This is a genomic window from Pseudomonas palleroniana (genome assembly GCF_022836895.1).
GTDB classification, from domain to species: Bacteria; Pseudomonadota; Gammaproteobacteria; order Pseudomonadales; family Pseudomonadaceae; genus Aquipseudomonas; species Aquipseudomonas palleroniana.
Genome location: NZ_CP092411.1, coordinates 3,976,435 through 3,992,160, shown reverse-complemented (window position 1 = coordinate 3,992,160; position 15,726 = coordinate 3,976,435). Strand labels below are relative to the sequence as shown.

17 protein-coding genes are annotated in these 15,726 nt (G+C 62.8%); 6 read left to right on the top strand and 11 right to left on the bottom strand.

The features are described from left to right. Positions 1-23 precede the first annotated feature (23 nt). The 4 genes from MJP36_RS18120 to MJP36_RS18105 form a co-directional block, all read right to left on the bottom strand. Positions 24-1,349 (bottom strand): MFS transporter, encoded by a 1,326-nt coding sequence (locus tag MJP36_RS18120; RefSeq protein WP_244383680.1) that lies wholly within the window; start codon positions 1,347-1,349, stop codon positions 24-26. Positions 1,350-1,407: 58 nt separating this feature from the next. Continuing rightward, on the bottom strand, positions 1,408-2,601 hold the full coding sequence (gene lhgO, locus MJP36_RS18115) for an L-2-hydroxyglutarate oxidase (RefSeq protein WP_244383679.1): 1,194 nt from the start codon (positions 2,599-2,601) through the stop codon (positions 1,408-1,410). Positions 2,602-2,704: 103 nt separating this feature from the next. Further along, positions 2,705-3,415, bottom strand: coding sequence for a FadR/GntR family transcriptional regulator (locus MJP36_RS18110; protein ID WP_090371356.1), 711 nt, complete (start codon positions 3,413-3,415; stop codon positions 2,705-2,707). A 54-nt stretch (positions 3,416-3,469) separates the two neighbouring features. Beyond that, positions 3,470-4,651, bottom strand: coding sequence for an MFS transporter (locus tag MJP36_RS18105; RefSeq protein WP_244383678.1), 1,182 nt, complete (start codon positions 4,649-4,651; stop codon positions 3,470-3,472). Positions 4,652-4,764: 113 nt separating this feature from the next. Between MJP36_RS18105 and MJP36_RS18100 the strand changes: the two genes are divergently transcribed. Both MJP36_RS18100 and MJP36_RS18095 read left to right on the top strand, forming a co-directional pair. After that, positions 4,765-5,670, top strand: coding sequence for a LysR family transcriptional regulator (locus MJP36_RS18100; protein ID WP_244383677.1), 906 nt, complete (start codon positions 4,765-4,767; stop codon positions 5,668-5,670). A gap of 21 nt (positions 5,671-5,691) precedes the next feature. Next, entirely contained in the window at positions 5,692-6,360 is a 669-nt protein-coding gene (locus MJP36_RS18095) for a GNAT family N-acetyltransferase (protein WP_198761677.1), read from the top strand. 28 nt (positions 6,361-6,388) lie between these two features. On the opposite strand, the gene MJP36_RS18090 is transcribed toward MJP36_RS18095, so the two are convergent. Beyond that, positions 6,389-6,985: a TetR/AcrR family transcriptional regulator gene (locus tag MJP36_RS18090; RefSeq protein ID WP_104993515.1), complete on the bottom strand. Its 597-nt coding sequence runs from the start codon at positions 6,983-6,985 to the stop codon at positions 6,389-6,391. Between the two features lie 83 nt (positions 6,986-7,068). Here MJP36_RS18090 and MJP36_RS18085 point away from each other — a divergent pair, with 83 nt between their 5' ends. Continuing rightward, positions 7,069-7,668: an NAD(P)H-dependent oxidoreductase gene (locus MJP36_RS18085; protein WP_161550216.1), complete on the top strand. Its 600-nt coding sequence runs from the start codon at positions 7,069-7,071 to the stop codon at positions 7,666-7,668. A gap of 1 nt (position 7,669) precedes the next feature. Here the strand turns inward: MJP36_RS18085 and MJP36_RS18080 are convergent, their stop codons facing one another. Both MJP36_RS18080 and aroA read right to left on the bottom strand, forming a co-directional pair. Next, positions 7,670-8,059 carry a hypothetical protein gene (locus MJP36_RS18080; RefSeq protein WP_060757024.1) on the bottom strand — a complete coding sequence of 130 codons (390 nt, stop codon included), beginning with the start codon at positions 8,057-8,059 and terminating at the stop codon, positions 7,670-7,672. A gap of 33 nt (positions 8,060-8,092) precedes the next feature. Continuing rightward, entirely contained in the window at positions 8,093-9,349 is a 1,257-nt protein-coding gene (gene aroA, locus MJP36_RS18075; RefSeq protein WP_244383676.1) for a 3-phosphoshikimate 1-carboxyvinyltransferase, read from the bottom strand. 358 nt (positions 9,350-9,707) lie between these two features. On the opposite strand from aroA, the gene MJP36_RS18070 reads away from it, so the two are divergent. After that, the gene (locus MJP36_RS18070; RefSeq protein WP_060757022.1) at positions 9,708-10,337 is read left to right on the top strand and encodes a lytic polysaccharide monooxygenase auxiliary activity family 9 protein; all 630 of its coding nucleotides are present in this window, start codon (positions 9,708-9,710) and stop codon (positions 10,335-10,337) included. Between the two features lie 6 nt (positions 10,338-10,343). Here MJP36_RS18070 and MJP36_RS18065 read toward each other — a convergent pair whose 3' ends face one another. Both MJP36_RS18065 and MJP36_RS18060 read right to left on the bottom strand, forming a co-directional pair. Beyond that, positions 10,344-10,898: a UPF0149 family protein gene (locus MJP36_RS18065; protein ID WP_104993518.1), complete on the bottom strand. Its 555-nt coding sequence runs from the start codon at positions 10,896-10,898 to the stop codon at positions 10,344-10,346. Between the two features lie 61 nt (positions 10,899-10,959). Beyond that, positions 10,960-12,228 (bottom strand): chloride channel protein, encoded by a 1,269-nt coding sequence (locus MJP36_RS18060; protein ID WP_244383675.1) that lies wholly within the window; start codon positions 12,226-12,228, stop codon positions 10,960-10,962. A gap of 193 nt (positions 12,229-12,421) precedes the next feature. Between MJP36_RS18060 and MJP36_RS18055 the strand changes: the two genes are divergently transcribed. Both MJP36_RS18055 and nudC read left to right on the top strand, forming a co-directional pair. Further along, entirely contained in the window at positions 12,422-13,234 is an 813-nt protein-coding gene (locus tag MJP36_RS18055) for a crotonase/enoyl-CoA hydratase family protein (protein ID WP_060757019.1), read from the top strand. Between the two features lie 5 nt (positions 13,235-13,239). Beyond that, positions 13,240-14,073, top strand: coding sequence for an NAD(+) diphosphatase (gene nudC / locus MJP36_RS18050; RefSeq protein ID WP_060757018.1), 834 nt, complete (start codon positions 13,240-13,242; stop codon positions 14,071-14,073). Here nudC and MJP36_RS18045 read toward each other — a convergent pair. Next, a complete protein-coding gene (locus MJP36_RS18045) occupies positions 14,041-14,820 on the bottom strand; it encodes a TSUP family transporter (RefSeq protein ID WP_060757017.1) in 780 nt (259 codons plus the stop codon). The genes nudC and MJP36_RS18045 overlap by 33 nt on opposite strands. 114 nt (positions 14,821-14,934) lie before the next feature. Next, entirely contained in the window at positions 14,935-15,654 is a 720-nt protein-coding gene (gene pcsA / locus MJP36_RS18040; RefSeq protein WP_060757016.1) for a phosphatidylcholine synthase, read from the bottom strand. Between the last annotated feature and the right edge of the window lie 72 nt (positions 15,655-15,726).

The window sequence follows — 15,726 nt, the reverse complement described above, 5'->3', positions numbered from 1 at the left end:
CCCATTGATCTGAACTTTTTGCCTCAGTTCTTGAATGTCGAGTGTTTGCGACCCTGGTCGCACAAGGCGAACACCACTACTAGCAACGCCGAAACAGCGAGGATGATCACCACGCCATCGGTGGAGTGGGTGGCCGACGCCGCCACCATTGACAGCGCACCCAAGGGTGCCAGGCCGCCGGCGATGGCGGTGCCGATTTCACGTCCGGTGCCGAAGCCCGAGGAGCGCGTCTGGGTCGGGAACTGGCGGCTCAGGAACGAGCCCTGCGGGGCAAACATCATCGGTGCGAGAATGCCGGTGCCAACGCCGATGGCGAGGTAGATCATCAGGCTTTCGCCACTGTTGAGCAGGGCCAGGAACGGGTAGGCGAACAGCAGCGAAAACACCCCGCCGAGCATCAGTACGGTCTTGCTGCTCCACTGGTCGCACAGCCAGCCGAAGCAGGGCACCGCGACGATGGCGATCAGGCTGGCGATCGTCACCGACAATGAGGTGACATGCACATCGACACCTTTGAACTGGGTCAGGTAGGCCAGGGAGAAGGTCTTGAAGATGTAGCTCAGGGCGTTATAGCCAACGGCCACAAAGAACACCACCGCCAGCCCCTTCAGGTCGTTCTTGAATAAGGCCTTGAGCGGCGAAGCCTTGACCTTGGCGGCCTCTTGGCTCAGTTCCTTGAACTGCGGGGTTTCCGGAATGCTGTTACGCACCCACAGGCCGATCCCCACCAGCACGATGCTGCACACGAACGGAATGCGCCAGCCTCCGGCCAGCAGGAACTCATTGCCGTTCATGGTGAGCAAGTACACGGTGAGTGACGACAGCAACAGGCCCAGGTTCAGGCCCAGCGCCGGCCACGCCCCCTGGCTGCCGCGTTTGCCCTGGGAGGCGTGTTCATAGGACGTCACTGCGGCACCCGACAGCTCGGCACCGGCGCCCAGGCCTTGAATGATGCGGATAAACACCAGCACGATCGGCGCCCAGATACCGATGGAGGCGTAATTGGGGATCAGGCCGATCAGTGTGGTACATACGCCCATCAGGCAGAAGGTCAGCACCAGCACTTGCTTGCGGCCGAACTTGTCGCCCAGGTAACCAAACAGGATGCCGCCGAACGGGCGGGCGATAAAACCGATGGCAAAGGTGGAGAACGCCATCAGCGAAGCGGTCTTCGGGTCGCTGTTATCGAAGAAAATCTTCGAGAACACAATAGCCGCCATGGTGGCGTACAGGTAGAAGTCATACCACTCCAGCATGGAGCCGAAGATGGTCGCGGCGGCGACTTTGCGCAGGCGTTTGCGGGTTTGCTCGGGCGTTTCGTGGGTGGCGATAGAGACGGGGGCCGTCATGCTGTACTTCCTTCTGAGTCTTTATAGTTATTGTCAAATGGACGCGTATTGCCGGGTGTTACTGGGGAGTGAACAGGCGGTCGGCGATCATTGCGCCGATGGGCATGGCTGACGTGGCGGCCGGCGAGGGCGCGTTGCAGACGTGCAGCATTCGTGGGGTTTGGGCGAACAGGAAGTCGTGCACCAGGCTACCGTCGCGCATCACCGCCTGGGCGCGAATACCGGCTTCGCAGGGCAACAGGTCGTCGAGGGTCAGCGATGGGCAGTATTTGCGGCACTGCTCCAGATAGCCGGACTTGAACAGTGAGTTCTTCATCTCGGTGGTGCCCGAGCCGAGGTTTTGCCAGAGGGTTTTCCAGAAACCGGGGAAACTGGCGTACTGCGCCACGTCGCGCCAGTTCACCGAGAACTTGCGGTAGTTCTCGCGGCCCAGGCCCAGCACCGCGTTCGGGCCGACGGTCACGCTGCCGTCGATCATGCGGGTCAGGTGCACGCCGAGAAACGGCAGCTCCGGGTCAGGAATCGGGTAGATCAGATGGTTGACGAGGGTGTTTTTCGACGCGGGCAGGCGGAAGTACTCGCCACGGAACGGGATGATCTGGTGATTGATCGCCACCCCGGCCAGGGTGGCCAGACGGTCCGACTGCAAGCCGGCGCAGACCACCAGGTGCCGAGCCTGCCAGGTTTCGCCGAGGGTGCTGACGCTGACTTTGTCGGTGTCCTCGTGGATCGCGGTGACGGTGCGTTCCAGGCAGATCTCGCCGCCGCCGCGAAGGATCACTTGGGCCATGGTTTCGCACACCTGGCGGTAGTCGACGATGCCGGTGGCGTCGAGAAACAGCGCGCCCAGGCCGACGATGTTCGGTTCACGCTGACGCAACTGGTCGGCGTCCAGGCGTTCGACGTGCATGCCGTTGAGCTGGGCGCGGGCGTACAGCGCTTCCATCCGCTGCATTTCCAGGGGGCTTGAGGCCACCAGCATCTTGCCGCACACCTCGAACTTGATGCCGTGCTCGGTGCAGAACTGTTTGGTAGCTGCGGCGCCGCGCTTGCACAGGTCTGCCTTGAGACTGCCTGGTGCGTAGTAGATGCCGGCGTGGATGACACCACTGTTGTGACCGGTCTGGTGCCTGGCCAGCACCGGTTCTTTTTCCAGGATCACCACCGAAGCGCCCGGTTGGCGCTTGAGCAGCTCCATCGCGGTGGCCAGGCCGACGATGCCGCCACCGATAATGCAAAAGTCGTGAATCATTGCGTGAAATACCTATCGTTATACATTTTGGTCTGCTTATCAGGTTGTCAGACTAATGTTTTTGTTAAAAAAGGGGCGTGTCCAGGACACGCTATTCATAGGATCAGGCGGTAGTCGGCAGTTCCAGGCTAAGGCGCCGGGCTGCGGCTCGCAAATGCGCCTCGGCACTGGCGGCGGCGCGTTGCGCATCACCGTCGGCAATCGCCTGGTAGAGCCGTTGGTGTTCCTGCGTCGCATCAGCGGAGCCGGTGGCAAAACGCGACGCCGAGTTTTCCCAGGCGGTTTTGCGGGCGCTGGCCAACTGGCTACGCAGGAAGTCGTGAAAGGCCACGAAGTAGTCATTTTTACTGGCGTCGGCAATGGCGCGATGGAACTCCACATCGGCGATGGCGGCGGCTTCGAAGTTATCGCGGTTGTCCTGCATGGCTTGCAAGGCGCCTTTCATGCGCTGCAGGTCGGCCTCATCGCGGCGCCGGGCAGCGATTGAAGCGGCTTGGGTTTCGATCCACAGACGCACCTCGAACATTTGCGCCAGGTCTGGACGGCGGCCATCTTGCTGCGGAAAACGGAACACTGTGCCGGCCGGCGTCTGTGAAATGAACGAACCCAGGCCCCGTCGTGCGGTGATGACGCCATCGGCCTTGAGCTGTGCGATGGCTTCGCGCACCACGGAACGGCTGACGTTGAGCTGCTCGGCCAGTTGCTGCTCTGTGGGCATGCGGGACTCCGGCGGCAGTCGGCCGGAATCGATTTCTGCGCGAATGGCGCTGACAACCCGTACGACCAGCGAGTCGGGGCGTTGGAGCTCAAGCATGGGACAGCCTTGTTGATCAGGTTGTCAGACAATAGTCGTTACGATTTTATCTTGTCAATATTTGTGTCGTATTACGACCGCCAACAGGATCAGCCCCAGCGCGACGCTGAAGGTCGCATGCAGGCCGTTGGCGACCGATTGTGCGGGGGCATTCGTAACATCCGGCGTGGCCCAGGCAAACACTGCGCCGAGGGCCGAAGTGCCGATAATCAGGCCCAGGTTGCGCGACAGGTTCAGCAGGCCCGAGACCGTGCCTCGGTGGGTCGCGTGCACGTCGCTCATCACCGCGGTGTTGTTGGCCGCCTGGAACAGGCTGTAGCCGCAGGTCAAAACCACCAGTGCCGTCAGGTACGCCGGCAGGCCGCTGGCGCATGACAACAGCAGGGCGCCACAGAACAACAAGCCCAGGCCGGCAAGGGTCATGCGGCGGCTGCCGAAGTGGTCGGTGAGACGGCCCGCCGGTACGCCGGCGCAGGCCGCCACGCAGGGGCCAACGGCCATGGCCAGGCCCATCCAGGTCGCATCGAGCCCCAGGCCACGGGACAAATAAAACGGACCGACGACAAAGGTCGCCATGATCACGGCGGCAATCAGCGCGCTCATCGCCAGGCCGGCGCGCAACGGCCCGTCTGCCAGCGCGACACGCCAGCCCAGGCCGGTGGCATTCGATCTGCGTAGCCGATCAGTCGGCAGGTAGCGATAGGCGAGGGTGGTGGCCAGCAAGCCCAATGGCAGGCCGACCAGAAACAGCGCCCGCCAACCCCACAGGCTGAGCAGTACTCCGCCGATGCTCGGACCCAGGGCGGTACCCAGCGCCGACATTGTGCCGAGCAACCCCATGACACGGCCCGTGTGCGCTTTGGTGACGGTGTCGCCGACCAGCGCCAAGGTCATTGCCATCATGCTCGCCGCCCCCAGCCCCTGCAGTCCCCGTGCGACCACCAGCCATGGCAGCGACGGCGCGGCCGCACACAACCCGCAGGCCAGTGCAAACAGCAGCAGCCCGATCAGCAATAAGCGCCGGCGCCCCACGCGATCACCCAGGCTGCCGGCCGCCACAATCACCGCCGTGATTGCCAGCAGATACACCAGTACCACCCACTGCACGGCATGAAATGACGTCTCGAACACCTGCGCCAACGAGGGTAAGCCGACATTGGCAATGCTGGTGCCGAGCGAGGCCAGCAACATGGACAAACACAGGCTCCAAAGAGCGCCTCGGGAGGAGGTCTGCATGGACGATTCCTTGAATGAATGCGGATGTCACCAATCTACGACCTCGTTTAACATGGCGGAAGACGCATGGTTTGCAGTTAATACGTGCGTTTAACGCCTTGTCAGGAGTGCCGATGCCCGATCTCAATCTGCTGATTACCCTGGACGTCTTGTTGAGCGAAGGCAGCGTCGCCGGTGCCGCCAAGCGCCTGGGCTTGAGCCCGTCGGCCATGAGCCGGGCACTGGCGCGTCTGCGCGAAACCACCGGCGACCCGTTGCTGGTCCGCGCCGGTCGCCGACTGGTGCCCACGCCACGTGCCCAGGCATTGCGCGAACAGGTCGGACTCCTGGTGCAGCAGGCCCAAGGCGTGCTGCGCCCCGCACAATCCCTGGATATGCGCCGCGTGGCGCGCAGCTTTACCCTGCGCACCAGCGAGGAGTTCGTCGAAAGCTTCGGCCCGGCGCTGCTCGCGCGCATCGGCCGGGACGCGCCGGGCGTGCGGCTGCGCTTCATCAATAAAACCGACAAACACACGGACTGGCTCCGCGACGGCAGTGTCGACCTGGAAACCGGCGTGGTCGACGCCGGCGCCGGCCCCGAGGTGCTGACCCAGGCGCTGTTTCGCGACCGGTTGATCGGGGTGGTGCGCAGCGGCCATGCGCTGAGCCAGGGTGAAATCAGCGCTGCGCGTTTTGCCGAAGGCGGCCACGTGTATGTCTCGCGGCGCGGCCAGGACCGTGGCCAGATTGACGATGCGCTCGAAGCGCTGGGCTTGAGCCGGCAGATCTACACCGTTGTGGCGGGGTTCTCCACCGCTGTCGCCCTGGCCCGCGCCAGCGATCTGATCGCCAGCGTGCCCGAACGCTACACCGCCAATCAGCCCGAGGGGCTGTTCCGGTTTACCTTGCCGGTTGCGCTACCGCCTTTCACCGTGGCGATGCTCTGGCACCCACGTCAGGACGCCGACCTGGCCCATCGCTGGCTGCGCGGCTGTTTGCGTGAGGTGTGCCTGCAACAGGTACAATCGCCGTTGCCTTGACGCGAAACCCCAGGAATTTGCATGTTCAGCCTTACCCGTTACACCACGCCGTGCCCCGAAGCCATCAATGGCCAGATCCTGCAGATGGTGGTGGACAACCTCACCGACATCAGCAGTGTCGCGCTGCCGCCGAGCAACTTGCTCTACAACATCTACCAATACGCCATCGGTTTTGAGGTGCACCTGTACCTGGAGGCCTTGGATGGGGCAAAGGGCATCGCTGTCGAACTGGTCGTGGCGATGGAAGAGGAACAGGTGGTGGGCTTTTGCCTCTATCTGCCGGTGAAGGATGATCCGCACGCCTGCGGTATTGCCTTCATGGCCGTGCAAGCCGGGTATCGGCGCCAGGGAATCGCGCGGGCGATGCTGCAGGACGTACTCGCACGCTATCCCCATGCCGAGCTGGCGTGCGCCGTGGAAAAGGTCGCGACCTTCGAGGCCATGGGGTTTCAAGTGCGTGGTGCGCGTGGCACGCAGGTGCTGATGAACACTCGCGACTATGGCACCGACGGCCTGATGGGCGTGCTGGATGTCGCGGCCATCTACCGCTCGTTGGAAGTGCGGCAGATTCACACCTACCTGCTGCAAAAACACGGCAAGCGCGCCATGGTCGATGCCGAGAAGCAGCGCGATCGCCATCTGGATCAATTGGCGCGCAAGGTGCAGTTGTTTCTACAGGCTCGCGGCTGAAACACGCGCCCTTGCGGCAGATGTACGTTTAACTGCGATTGACCATCGCGAGGATCGTCGCCAGCAGTTCCTGTTGCGCCTCTTCACGGCTGAGTTCGCCGCTGGCGGCGGCCTGGGACAGGGCTTCCGCTGCCCCCAGCATGGCCCGCAGCCCGGCTTGGGAAACCTGCCTGCCAGGGGCAAATGGCGACAGCGCCTCACGGCATTTATCGAGGAAGATCGCCTCGTATCGTCGCTTGAGCGCCTCCAGTTCCGGCGAGCTGCTGAGTGCGGCGATCACCCCGGGAATCTCCCGGCCCTGCAGTAACACGCAATCGACGTAACACGCGGCGATCACCCCGGCCCGATCTTCCAGGGTGGCCGCGCTGGCTTCGATGGCCTCGGCAAAGAGCTGATTCTGCCGCCCGTCAAAATCTTCATACAGCGCAGCCAACAACCCCGCCCGCGTGACGAAATGGTCATACACCACCGGCTTGGTGACACCTGCCAGTTCCGCCAGGCGGCCCAGCGTGAGCGCGTCGGTGCCTTCTTCACGCACCAGTTGCCAGGCCACTTCGAGCAATTGGCGAAAACGATCTTCGCGAGACAAGCGTCGACGTGGGGCAGGGGATTCATGACTTGACATGCTTATATACCAAACGTAACTTACTGGAGGTAACTTACTAAAAGTAATTTATGTGCAGCCTAAACCGAAAGGGAGTCATTGTCATGCACGCTTTGATCGTTGTTGCTCACCACGACCCGGCATCGCTCACCCACAGCCTGGCGGCGCAGGTCGCTGCTGGCCTCACTGCGTCCGGGCACAGCTATGAAATCGCTGACCTTGCGGGCGAAGGCTTCGATCCGCGCTATACCCTGGCCGATCACCGGGTGCATCGCGCCCGTGCCACCCCACCGGCTGACGTGCTTGCCGAACAGGCGCGTATCGACCGCGCGGATGCGTTGGTGCTGGTGTTTCCGATTTATTGGTGGTCGTTGCCGGCTTTGCTCAAGGGCTGGGTGGACCGCGTGTTCGTCAACGGTTGGGCGATCGATTACGGCCCGGATTTGCCGGTGGTGAAAAAGCTGCGCCATGTGCAGGTGCACTTGCTCGCAGTCGGTGCGGCGGATGAGGGGGCGTTTGAGCGGCACGGTTACGCCCAGGCCATGCGCACGCAAATCGACTACGGCATCTTTGATTACTGCGGGGCGCAGGTGGTGACATCGCAGCTGTTGCTGGAATCGGAAAGTGGCACTGCGCAGGCGCATTTGCAGACGGCGAAGGCCATCGGGCAGAGGGTGTTTGAGGACGAGCCGGTCGCCAGCTGATTCAGCCTTCGCGAAACAGGTCGTGGGCATCCAGCAAGCGGTAGGCAATTTCCGGGCGTTTCTCCATGCCGCGACGAATCGCCGCCGGGATCGCCTGCCGGGTCTTGCGACACATACCCGGCAGTTCATCGATGACGATCTGGATCCCGCGCATGCTCTTGACCTCGGTATGCCCCGGCGCGATATGCAGGCGGATGCCCAATAACTCGTACATCCGCTGTTGCATGTGTTCCAGGTCTTGCAGGCTCTTGAGGTCTTCGAGGCGTTCGATCAGGCGTTTCTCTTCCTGGCGCGTCAGATGCAGGATACGTAAGTCGGCACCGGGCACGTCCAGCAATTGTTCGCGATCGCAAACGCAGGCGCCGGGTGGGCAGGGTTGGCGAATTGTCATGTGCACGACCTCCCCATTCCGACGCCGCCGGCTTCAGTAGCTCAGCGTAACCCCAAGGCTACCCAGGGCCTTCCAGTATTCAGGATAGGTCTTGGCCACGCAGTCGGGGTCTTGGATGCGGATACCCGAGACTTTCAGCCCGGCCAGGGCAAAGCACATGGCGATGCGGTGGTCGGCGTGGGTGTCGATCAGCGCCGCGCATGCGGTGCCGGCGAGTGCCGGGTCGCTTGCCACCAACAGATCGTCGCCTTCGATGGTCGCCAGGCCCGGGCGGATTTCGTTGAGGCCGTCGTGCAGGGCCTGTACGCGGTCGCATTCTTTTACGCGCAGGTTGGCCAGTTCCGTGAAGCGTACCGGCGTGTTGTTGAAGGCGGCGAGCACTGCCAGGGTCGGGATCGCGTCCTGCATCTGCGAGCCGACGACCTCGGCCTGCATGTTCGGGAATTGCGCGATCATGGCCTGGGCCTTGGCGTCCGGCTGGGTGAAGTCCTGCGCCGCCACGCCGATATCGATGCGACCACCGGTCAACACTTCAGCGGCCCACAGATAGGTGGCGGCGGAGGCGTCGGGTTCGATCAGGTAGTCATGCGCGGTATAGCCGGTCGGAGCCACGCGCCAGGTGCTGTCGTCGACCACCTCGACCTGCGCGCCGAAGGCCCGCATGCAGTCCAGGGTCAGGTCCACGTAGCCGCGGGCGCCGATGTCCTTGCCGGTCAACGCCACGTCAATCGGTGCTTCGCCGCAGGCCGCGAGCATCAGCAGGGCCGACACGTACTGGCTGGACAAACCGCCATCGATCTCGAAACGCTTGGCTTGCACCTTGCCCACGCCGTGCACCGTCACCGGCGGGCAGCCGGTGGGGCTGTCGACGCGGATACCGTTCTGGCCAAGGGTCGCCAGCAGCGGGCCGATCGGGCGTTTTTGCATATAGTCGTCGCCGGTCAGTACCACGGTGCCTTGCACGGTGGCCACGGCGGCGGTGAGAAAACGCATGGCGGTGCCGGCATTGCCGAGGAACAACGGTTGTGCAGGCAGTTGCAGTTTGCCCGTGCTGGTGACGACAAAGGTGGTGTCGTCCGGCTCATCGATGGTCACGCCCATCTGGCGCAGCGCCACCGACATATGGCGGGTGTCATCGCTCTTCAGCGCACCACTCAGGCGGCTGGTGCCCTTGGCCAGGGCCGCCAGCAACAGGGCGCGGTTGGTAATGGACTTGGAGCCGGGGGGCGCGACCTTGCCGTTCAGGGGGAAGTTGGGCGGTGTCACGGTCACGGTTTTCTGCGAACTCAAGGTACAAGGCTCCTGGTCAAGGCAAGGTGGCTGGCGCGGCCAACGGGCGGACCCGAATAATCGGGTATAGGCGCGGTGCTTGTCGAGCGGGGATCACCGCCGAGCGGCATTTTCCACAGTGCGCTCGGTGCTCGGGTGGTTCAGGCCGCTACCGGTCCCAGGACAAGAGCTGTAGGTGGATGCCCCCTTGCAAGGTAGGCACATACCCAAATCCGACGCAGGACAAATGCGTCTGCTCAATGGGACGTGCGTGCCATGTAACTTTTCCTACGCTGTGGCTCGGTGGACAAGCGCGGGTGGTGGGGTAAGTTCAGGTCGCTCCCCATCCCGGGGAGTTTTCAATCAAGGAGTGACTGAAATGAACAAACCCCAGACTCAACTCAAGCATGGTCGCGTCGTGACCCCGGCCAGCCGTGGCTCGGTCGCGGTGGAACGCGGGCTGCTGGGCAACTGGCAAGTCAACGAAATGGAAGGCGGCAAGAACTTCCCGGCACTCAACGCCGGGCCGTTTCCCGCGCCTTATCAAACCGATGACCAGAGTGTCACGCCACCTGCCGATGGGCATATCCTGAGCGGCGGCAAGACTGACGATCGCGACTGCCTCAACTTCACCGATGAAGAGATGAGCAAGAAGCTCAATACGCCGTTTACCTGGCCGTTGTTGAACGTCGAGGCCGGCCAGGTGTTCAAGGTGCAGTGGGAATACACCGCGCCCCACGTCACCCGGGGCTACCGCTGGCTTATCACCAAGGATGGCTGGGACCCGAAACAGCGCATCAGCCGCGCTCAGTTGGAAGCCAAGCCGTTTTTCGAGGATTTCTACACCCAAGTGCCGTACTACCAACATGCCGACGCGCTCAAAGCCAAGGTCGAGCATCAGGTGACGCTGCCCAAGGGCAAGAAGGGCCGGCACGTGGTGGTGCTGATGTGGATCGTGGCCAACACCGGCAATGCGTTCTACCAGGCGTTTGATCTGGACTTCAAATAAGCCGGCTTAACGCTTGGCCAACCAGTAATCATGTAGCGCCCGCGCAGCCGGTTCGATTTCGCTGACCCGCTGTTGATGGGCGCCTACATCCAGGTCTGCCGGCAACTCGAAGTTATCCTGCTCGGCGCACCAGGAGATCTTCTCCAGCGCCGCGGCTTCGGCAGCCGGCAACTCTGGCCAGTTGCCGATGGCCGCACCACGGATGTAACCAAAGCACCACTCTTCGGCGAGCGTGACGGCTTGGCCCTGATGGTCGGTGTCATCAAAACGTGCCTTGAACGCCTGGGCGTCGGTCGCCAACTGCGCCGCCAGTGTATTCATATGCCGTACGCACAGTTCCAGGAAGCGCTGGGCCTCGTCCACGCTTTCCCAGTCGGGATTTTGCCCACCCCAGATCGCCGGAAACCACTCGCCGACTTCCACCTGCGCGGGGCTGGAGACCAACGCCGTGAAATAGCCGTCGAGTTCGGCCAGGTTCAGCACCGAATGATCGTCGCCGTACTTGAGCAGGGTGTCTTCGAGAAATTCGAAATCGGCGGGGGCGAGGGGTTGGGCGTGCATGGGCATATCCTTTAAGCGTCGAGCGCTGCGGGTGGGCAGCTTAGAGCGCGAAGGATGGCGCTTAGGCCGGCTTTTTTCCAGTGTTTTCCCAGCGTTGGCACAGCTTGCTCACGCACACCGAGCCGATGACGGCCAGGATGATCGGCACCAGAAAGTCATGCTCGATACGGGTGAATTCCGCCACCAGCACAATGGCGGTCAACGGCATGCTCATGCTGGCCGCCAGGAAGGCCGCCGCGCCGATGATTGCAAAGGCACCCAGCGGTACGCCGGGGAGCATCAGGCTCCAGGCACCGCCCAGGATGATCGCCAGTAATGCGCCATTGGCCAGGCCGGGTGTCAGCAGGCCGCCCTCGGCACCGGCGCGCAAGCTGGCAGCGGTGACCAGCACCTTGGCGACCAGCAACACGGCGGCCAGGCCAATGCCCAGTTCATTATCAAAGCCCAGTTGCGCCGGGCCTTTGCCGTTGCCGAGGATCTGCGGCAGCAGCATGGCCAACCCGCCAATCAGGCTGAAGTTGAGCAGCGCCAGCACCGGCAGGCGCCACCCGCGTGCCGCATGGGCCCTGGCGGCGCCGGTCAGGCGGGTAAAGCCGTAGGCGGCCACGCCGAACACCGGCCCGCACACCACGGCCCAGGCGATCAGCGCCGGGCTCAGCACAAAGTGCGGCACGACGTATTGCGCTTCCGCCCCCAGCCCGAGCCATGCCACCGCTGCGCCGATAGCCGACGTGGCCAACGCCATCAGTGCGGCCGGCCAGCTGAATGCGCCCACCAGCACTTCCAGCACAAACACCGCGCCGCCCAACGGTACGTTATACACCGCCGCCAGCCCGGCGCCCGCACCACAGGCGACGAGCAGCCGGTGCATCTCCGGCGTTAGTCGTGCGCGTTGGGACAGCCAGGTGGCGGCCAGCGCGCCAACCTCACGGGGCGCCACTTCACGGCCCAGGGGCGAGCCGAGCGCCACCGTGATGATCTGCAAGACGGCGTGGGCGAGGGTGGTCTTGGCCGGCATGATCGGCAGGCTTGCCGACACGGCCTGCTTGACGCTCACCAGCGGGCGGCCATAGCGATAGAGCGTCCACCAGCCCAGCCCGGCCACCAGCCCGCACACCATCAGCACGTGCAGGCGGCGTTCGGGTGTCGCGGCGGTCACGCCCCACAAAAAGGTTTGATGGCTGACCAGGCTGTCAAGGCTGTAGCCGTACGCCAGGTGTTGAATGCCGTGCAGCAACAACGCCAGGCACATCCCGCCCAAACCCGCGCCGACACCGGTCAACACGACCACCAGGGCCAGCGTCAGCGACGAACGAAACGTGGGCGGCATAAGGTTGCTCCAGGCTAGGGCCCTGATGGTATAACCGATCAGTCTCGTCTGCTGGAGGAAATGTATCGGTACTGCATGCAGGGGCGCGCCTGCAACATTGCATTACTTTGCCAGTCCCGTTTTTGGCCGATGCGCCGTCGCGCACCCTTGTTATAGTTCGAGCCTTATCACTCGCCAGTCAGGGATCACTGCCATGTCCGAATACCAAGCTTTCGTCGTCGAACTCACCGGCAACGTTGCCCATGTGCAGATCAACCGCCCGGAAAAGATCAACGCGATGAACGCGGCGTTCTGGACCGAAATCATCGACATCTTCCAATGGATCGAAGACACCGATGCCGTACGTGCGGTGGTGCTCAGCGGCGCAGGCAAGCATTTCTCGTCGGGCATCGACTTGATGATGCTCGCCTCGGTGGCCAACGAGTTCGGCAAGGATGTCGGGCGCAACGCACGCCTGCTGCGGCGCAAGATCCTCGAACTGCAAGCCTCGTTCAATGCCGTCGACAATTGCCGTAAACCGGTATTGGCGGCGATCCAGGGTTATTGCATCGGCGGTGCCATCGACCTGATCAGCGCCTGTGACATGCGCTATGCCGCCGAAGGGGCGCAGTTCTCGATCAAGGAAATCGACATCGGCATGGCCGCCGACGTCGGCACCTTGCAGCGCCTGCCGCGCATTATCGGTGACGGCATGCTGCGCGAGTTGGCCTACACCGGCCGCCAGTTCGGTGCCGAAGAAGCGCGTGACATCGGCCTGGTCAATCGTGTGTATGCCGACCCGGAAAGCCTGCTGGCCGGGGTGATGGAAATCGCCCATGAGATCGCCGCCAAGTCGCCGATTGCCGTGACCGGCACCAAGGCCATGATCAGCTACATGCGTGATCACACCATCAATGACGGTCTGGAATACGTTGCCACCTGGAACGCGGCTATGTTGCAATCCAACGACCTGCGCGTGGCCATTGCGGCCCACATGAGTAAGCAGAAACCCGAATTCGTGGATTGACTGACATGACCCCAGGCTGGATAACCACAACCCTGCTCGACAACGACACGCCAGGCGGCTGGGCCGTCGCCCGCAGCCGTGACGGCTTTTTGCATGACAGCAATGGCCCGCTGTTTCCCAGGGAGTGGCTCAAGCGCCAGGACCTGTCGGTGTTCGCCGAGCATGGCATCGGCCACCTCGACGGTGAACCGGTGTACTTGCTGGAGCTCAACTCGGCCGCCCAGGTGCCGGGTTGCAGTTGGCAGGGCTTGCGCGGCTTTATGCTGCAAGGTGATCACACGCTGTACAAAGTGCTGGGCTACGCCGCGCAGATCGGCACCTGGGCGCGGGAGCACCGTTTTTGCGGCAGCTGCGGCCAGGCGATGGTTCAGGTTCCACGCGAGCGTGCGATGTATTGCCAGGCCTGCGACCTGCGCAGCTACCCACGGATCTCGCCGAGCATGATCGTGCTGGTGACCCGTGGCGACGAGATTCTACTGGCGCGTTCGCCGCGCTTTGTCACGGGCGTCTACAGCACCCTGGCCGGGTTTGCCGAGCCGGGCGAGTCGGCCGAAGACTGCCTGATCCGCGAGGTGCGCGAAGAGGTGCAGGTGGAGGTCAAGAACATCCAGTACATGGGCAGCCAATGCTGGCCGTTCCCGCATTCGATGATGCTGGGGTTCCATGCCGAATACGCCGGGGGCGATATCGTGCCCCAGGCCGACGAAATCGAAGATGCGCAGTGGTTCAACATCCACGAGCTACCGCCGTTGCCGGCCTCACGCTCGATTGCGCGTTACCTGATTGACCTCTACCTGGCGCGTCGTCTAGGCCACGCTGAACCAGTGCTGCCAGGCTAGGCGTACCGTCAGGCCGAGCACCACAGTGATAAACACCGGCCGAATGAATTTGGCGCCGCCGCTGATCGCGCTGCGCGCGCCAAAGAACGCGCCGCACATCACCGAAAGGCCCATGGCCAGGCCGACGATCCAGTCCACCGAGCCATTGATGATAAACACCGTCAGCGCCGCCGCGTTGCTCACGAAGTTCATGCTGCGCGCCACGCCGCTGGCCTTCACCAGGTCGATCGGGTGCAGCAGCATGGTGCTCACCGTCCAGAACGCACCGGTGCCGGGGCCGGCCACGCCGTCGTAGAAGCCCAGGCCAAAACCTTGGGTGGCTTGCCATTTCTTCTTGATCGGTGCATCGGCATCCAGCGGTGCCTTGGGTGTGCCGCCGAACAGCAGGTACACGCCACAGGCGAACACGATCACCGGGAGCATTTTGTTCAGGGTTTCGGCAGGCAGGTAGTGGGCGACCACGGCACCGGTCAGCGCGCCGACCAGCGTACCGATGATGGCGTGCACCCACTGGCGCGGGTTGAACAGCTTGCGTCGATAGAAGGTGAAGCTTGCCGTGGCGGAGCCGAACGTCGAGCTGAGTTTGTTGGTGCCCAACACCAGGTGCGGCGGCATGCCGGCGGTAAGCAGGGCCGGCGTGGTGAGCAACCCGCCGCCGCCGGCGATGGCGTCGATGAAACCGGCAATGAAGGCTACGACGGCGAGAATGGCTAGGGTGGTGAGGTCAACGCTGAGTTCGAAGGGCATGGGCAGGGCTTATTATTGGCAGGGCGCTAAGCGAGAGGCGGTCATCTTACCCGTGTGATGCACCCAGATCCAAATGTGGGAGGGAGCAAGCCCCTCCCACTTTTTCCAGCGTGATCAGCTGTGGCGTTTGTCGAGCCATTCCAGCGCGGTGCGCCACACGCAGATCCCGAGGAAATAAGCCGACATCAGCGACCACAACCCGAACGTCCACGGGTTGGTATTCGGGTAATCCACCACCATCAGAAAGCTGCACAACAGCCAGATCGTGGTCACCGCGATATTCAGCGGCATGAAACGCTTCACTCGAAACGGATGCAGAAACTTCATCGGCGTCACGGTCAGCAGCGCCAGGCCAATCACCGTCAACAAGGTGACCCAGGCTTCGGGCTGGATGATATACACGCACAACGCCACCACGTTCCACGCGGCCGGGAAGCCGACGAAGTAGTTGTCCTTGCTCTTCATGTTCACATTGCAGAAGCAGAACAGCGACGACACCAGGATCACCGACACCGTAAACAGATGGGTAAAGTCCGGCAGGTCGATATAGCGGTAGATAAACAAGGCCGGAATGAACACATAGGTCAGGTAATCAATCACCAGGTCCAGCACCGAGCCATCAAAGCTGGGCAACACCGTGCTCACATTGACCCGTCGCGCCAGCGAGCCGTCGACGCCATCGACCACCAGCGCCAGGCCCAGCCACAACAGGCAAGCCTTGGGCGAGTTTTCCAGCAGTGCCAGGGTCGCCAGGAACGCCAGCACCACACCGGTGGCGGTAAAGCCGTGGGCGCCCCAGGCTTTGAGTCTGGCTACATGCAGGGTCGATATCACGGGCGGATCTCCAAAAGGTGAAACAGGGCAGCCGACGACGTGACGCCGTCGAGTCTGGCCAGGGAATGCAGT